This is a genomic window from Pirellulales bacterium, assembly GCA_036267355.1.
In the GTDB taxonomy this organism is placed as follows: Bacteria; Planctomycetota; Planctomycetia; order Pirellulales; family DATAWG01; genus DATAWG01.
This window is the reverse complement of the sequence record DATAWG010000085.1, coordinates 1-3,901: the sequence shown is the minus strand read 5'-3', so window position 1 is coordinate 3,901 and position 3,901 is coordinate 1. Positions and strand designations below refer to the sequence as shown.

The following is a 3,901-nucleotide window of genomic DNA, read 5'->3' as shown; positions in this document are numbered from 1 at the left end:
GTGCGGTGCGTGGTCATTGGGGAATCGAGAACCGGTTGCATTGGCAACTCGATGTCACGTTTGGCGAAGACCAATCGCGCGTCCGCCGCGGCCACGCCGACGCGAACCTGAGCATACTGCGTCGCACCGCGCTGAGCCTACTCAAGAACAATTCCAAAAAGCTGGGCGTCAAGAACAAACGCCTCAGCGCCGGCTGGAACGAGAACTACATGCTCGAAGTCCTACTCGGACCGTGAATTAACGTGCAATTGCCCTGGGGCCGAAGCCCTTCGCGGGGGCGGCGATGTGGAAGCCGGCAAAACCCCGGATGCCCAGTCCGTCGCCGAGTTGCTGCCGCTGGTCGGCAAGACGCTTCGAGTGTTCGAACGCGACGTTGCTCTGCTGTCGGACCGCTACAAAGCCTCCGAAAAGCTCCGCCCGGCGGCCGTGCTCGACGGGGAGGTTGCCAAGATGCAGGGCGAGAAGCGGCATCTTCTAGCGGAAGCCAGCCGTGTCCGCGACCTGGCGAACCAGATGGTCCGCGATGCCGAGAAGCCGCTGCTCGAATTGCAGGCCGCCGAAGATGCCAAACGGAGCGAGGCCACTGGCCTGCGGTACGGCGCCGGCGAATTCCTGTCCCGCACCGGCCGCAATCGCTCCGGCCGAATCGCGGAGCTCAACCGCGAGATCAACAGTGTGAAGGCGTCGTCCGGTTTGCAGCGGCATTGCGTCGAGGGGCCGATCGGCCGCGAGTGCCGCAAAACGATCGACGAACTCACGCCCCAATTGGAGCGGCTGGACCGCATCCACCAAGGCGGCGGTTCGGATTTGGTGGTGGCGGAACGGGAGCAAATCCGCGAGCGATTGGCCCAGGCTCACGAAGCCCACGCCCGGACCGAATCGTACAAGCCGATCGTCGCCGAAGCGAATCGCAGGATTGCGGAACTGCGGGCGGAGCAAGAGCGACTGATGACGACGGTGCCGGCGTGGGACGACGTCGACTTGTTCCCCGCGCCCGCAACGTCCGTCGTTTGAACCGTCGAGGGGCCGTCGCGGGTGTTCGCGTTAGGCATGGCGCGACGCTCGCGGCGGTTTTTTTCCTGCCGTCCCCCGGCGCGGGGCTGGCGTTTACCACTTCACACTTTTGAACGAAAGAATTGAGCAATGGCCAAAACCACCGTGTTAGACTCTTTTGCGCCGGCGTTCTCCCGCCGGCGAAGGAAAGGTTGCCCCGATGGCTGCCACCCAGCACGTTGATTCTGTTGCGTCCCCCGTCGATCGCGCCGAGCGCGCGACCGGGCACGTCCCGTATCGCGGCTACGCCGTCTTGATCGTGGCAAAGGCCGGTCGATCCGTCCGGTAAAGCACCAGCGGCGAGGCGTCCCACGGCGGAAAACAACACCGTCGCCAAGCCGGCGCCGGCCCCCTCACCGACGCCGAAAGAACCCGCCACGCCGGAGACGACGCTCGCTGACCTTCTCCGCAAGCACTACACCCCGGCTCGCGGGCTTTCGCAATCAAGCAACAAATCGTCCCACGGGTCGGCGATTCTCAAGCTGAGCCGACACCGTCAACGCCCCGCGAAGCTATCGGACCTGAACGCGGCGACGTTGAACGCATTTATCGCGGACACGTTGCTGACGCTTAGGCCGCACACGATCCACGGCTATCGGCGCACGCTGTTGACGCTGTGGCGGTTTGCTTTCGAGGAAAGCTACGTGGAAGAGCCTCCGCGCAAGGCACGGCCCGTCAAGCGGCCGGCCCTTGTCATCGACGGTTACGACCTTTCGCAATACAAGCGGCTGCTCGCGGCCGCCGATGCGATGAAAGGCAGTTGCTACAGGACCGGGATTGAAAAGCGGGTTTGGTTTCTGACATTCATCATGCTGGCCTGGACAACCGGACTCCGCCGTGGCGACGTGCTCGCGATTGAGCGGCAGTCGATCACGGTTCAGCCCGATGGGAGCGGCCGGCTCACCGTGATAATGTCAAAAACGGGCAACGCGATTTCGCGGCTACTGCCCGCCGACGTGATGCAGCAGGTAGGAGCGTTGCATGGCGCACGGCGAACCGCGACGGATCATCCTGGCGAGTTGGTGCCACAACAGAAACCTCGGCGCCGAGTTTCGCGAGCTTGCCGAACGCGCTGGCGTCGGCGGCTGCATCAAGTGGCTTCGCCGCGGCTCCGCGAGCCAAGTCGAACGGATGTACCCCGGCATGGGCCGATACCATCTCGGCCACAAGACAGCCACGATGTTCGACACCGCGTACAAGGTGGATCGAATCGTGCAACGCGACATTCCGTTGCCGCCGTCCGCGGACTTCACGCCAGCTACCGAGAACGCGCATGAGCCGGCGTTGCTGGCAGCGCTGCGCCGGGAGAACAAGCCAGACGTCGACGCCGGCGGGAAGGAAGGTGCCGCATGACGTGCAACGTCGCCAAGGAACCGATCTATCAGATAATTCGGATCGACACCGCAACCGGCAAAGAAACGGTCGAGCACTGGGCGGTTAATAAGCGTATGGCCATAGCCTGTCTCACGGCATCCGAGGAATGGGCAGAGATAAGAGCCGAGCAGAGGGGCGAAAAGTTCAATCTCTTTCCCGCTCGCTACGAGGCCCGGCTAATCGAGAACATGCCGGACCTTCGACGCAACGGGGAAGGCGGTGCCGCATGATGAACCGCATGAATTTCGGACATGGCCCGGAGCCGGCCGACTGGCTGGAAAATGCCGTCGAATTGAAAATCACGTTCTGGCGAGGAAAGAAAGGGGTGGCTTTTTCGTTCGAGTTGTCCGGCGGCGCCGGCTCGTTATGCGAGGACGACATCGACCCCGGCGCAACCCCGGAAGAGTTTGCCGCGCTCCGCGAGCTGATCGAACGATTCGAGCGAAAGCGGCAATTGGATTGACGACAGCACCTTCCGCCGGCTCGGCGCTCGCGACAGGGCGCCGGGCCGGCTTTTTAGTAATTCCCCCCACAACTGCAAAGGAACCTGAACCATGAAAGCTTGGTTATTCCAAGATCATCGGCAGAAGCAACGGCTGGGCAACGATTGCCCGCGGTCGGTCGGTCGGCTGGCTGGCGCCGGACGGCAAGCGGAAGTTGCAACGGATCGGCGGCAAGAGCGCGGCCGAGAAATATCAACGCAAGATCGAGGGCCAACTGGCCGCCGGCGTATACGAAACCAAAAGCCGGAAGGATTGGGCGGATCTACGCGTCGAGTATGAAACGAAGATTTTGCCGCGGCTGGCCCCTCGCAGCCGCGGCGCTGCGAAGCAATCGCTCGACGCATTCGAGAAGCACGCCAAGCCGGACCGGCTGTCGGCGCTCACCACGGCGACGATCGACAACTTCATTTCCAAGCGGCAGGCCGACCGGGGATCGAAGCCGGAATCGCTCGTTTCGACGGCCACGATCAACAAAGACTTGCGCCACGTCAAAGCAGTGCTGCGCATCGCGGCCGAGTGGGGCTATCCGTCGAAGGTGCCGAAGTTCCGCATGGTCCGCGAAGAGCGGCGGCTCGGGCACGTCGTTACCGCCGAACACTTCCAAGCCATCTACGCGGCTTGCGACAAAGCGACGGCGCCCGCCCGACGGCATTTCGAGGCGGCCGATTGGTGGCGGGCTCTGTTGATGTTTGCGATCGGCACCGGCTGGCGAATCGACGAAATTCTGTCCCTGAAATGGGAAGACGTCGACCTGGACACCGGGGCGATAATCACTCGAGCTGCGACCAACTAGGCCTGAATCAAGCGAGTTTTCCGAGGTTTGTGGGCTAGTGTCCGACGGGGATAGCGGCGCAGCACCACCAGGCAAGCGCTCGATGGCGTCGCGGTGGCGATTTCGGGTTGGCTGTTGCAATGAAGTTGGTTTGCTTTCTTGGGTAAGGAGCCGCGGCGGACCGGAGCGTCCAGACTCC

General features: G+C 62.9%; 6 protein-coding genes. All 6 read left to right on the top strand.

The annotated features are described in order from the left end of the window. The coding region (locus VHX65_13415; GenBank protein ID HEX3999545.1) for an ISAs1 family transposase at nucleotides 1–236 on the top strand (236 nt) is incomplete at its 5' end. 49 nt (nucleotides 237–285) lie between these two features. Continuing rightward, nucleotides 286–1,014: a hypothetical protein gene (locus VHX65_13410; GenBank protein HEX3999544.1), complete on the top strand. Its 729-nt coding sequence runs from the start codon at nucleotides 286–288 to the stop codon at nucleotides 1,012–1,014. A 1,020-nt stretch (nucleotides 1,015–2,034) separates the two neighbouring features. Then, the gene (locus tag VHX65_13405; GenBank protein HEX3999543.1) at nucleotides 2,035–2,406 is read left to right on the top strand and encodes a hypothetical protein; all 372 of its coding nucleotides are present in this window, start codon (nucleotides 2,035–2,037) and stop codon (nucleotides 2,404–2,406) included. After that, nucleotides 2,403–2,657 (top strand): hypothetical protein, encoded by a 255-nt coding sequence (locus VHX65_13400; protein ID HEX3999542.1) that lies wholly within the window; start codon nucleotides 2,403–2,405, stop codon nucleotides 2,655–2,657. The genes VHX65_13405 and VHX65_13400 overlap by 4 nt, the downstream gene beginning before the upstream one ends. Continuing rightward, complete coding sequence (locus VHX65_13395; GenBank protein HEX3999541.1) at nucleotides 2,654–2,890, top strand: hypothetical protein; 237 nt, start codon at nucleotides 2,654–2,656, stop codon at nucleotides 2,888–2,890. The genes VHX65_13400 and VHX65_13395 overlap by 4 nt, the downstream gene beginning before the upstream one ends. 194 nt (nucleotides 2,891–3,084) lie before the next feature. Beyond that, nucleotides 3,085–3,723 carry a tyrosine-type recombinase/integrase gene (locus tag VHX65_13390; GenBank protein ID HEX3999540.1) on the top strand — a complete coding sequence of 213 codons (639 nt, stop codon included), beginning with the start codon at nucleotides 3,085–3,087 and terminating at the stop codon, nucleotides 3,721–3,723. The last annotated feature ends 178 nt before the right edge of the window (nucleotides 3,724–3,901 follow it).

Excerpts from the sequence above, each read along its gene's own strand:
- VHX65_13405 (HEX3999543.1), top strand. The coding sequence starts at position 2,035 with ATGGCGCACGGCGAACCGCGACGGATCATCCTGGCGAGTTGGTGCCAC.
- VHX65_13395 (HEX3999541.1), top strand. The coding sequence starts at position 2,654 with ATGATGAACCGCATGAATTTCGGACATGGCCCGGAGCCGGCCGACTGG.
- VHX65_13400 (HEX3999542.1), top strand. The coding sequence starts at position 2,403 with ATGACGTGCAACGTCGCCAAGGAACCGATCTATCAGATAATTCGGATC.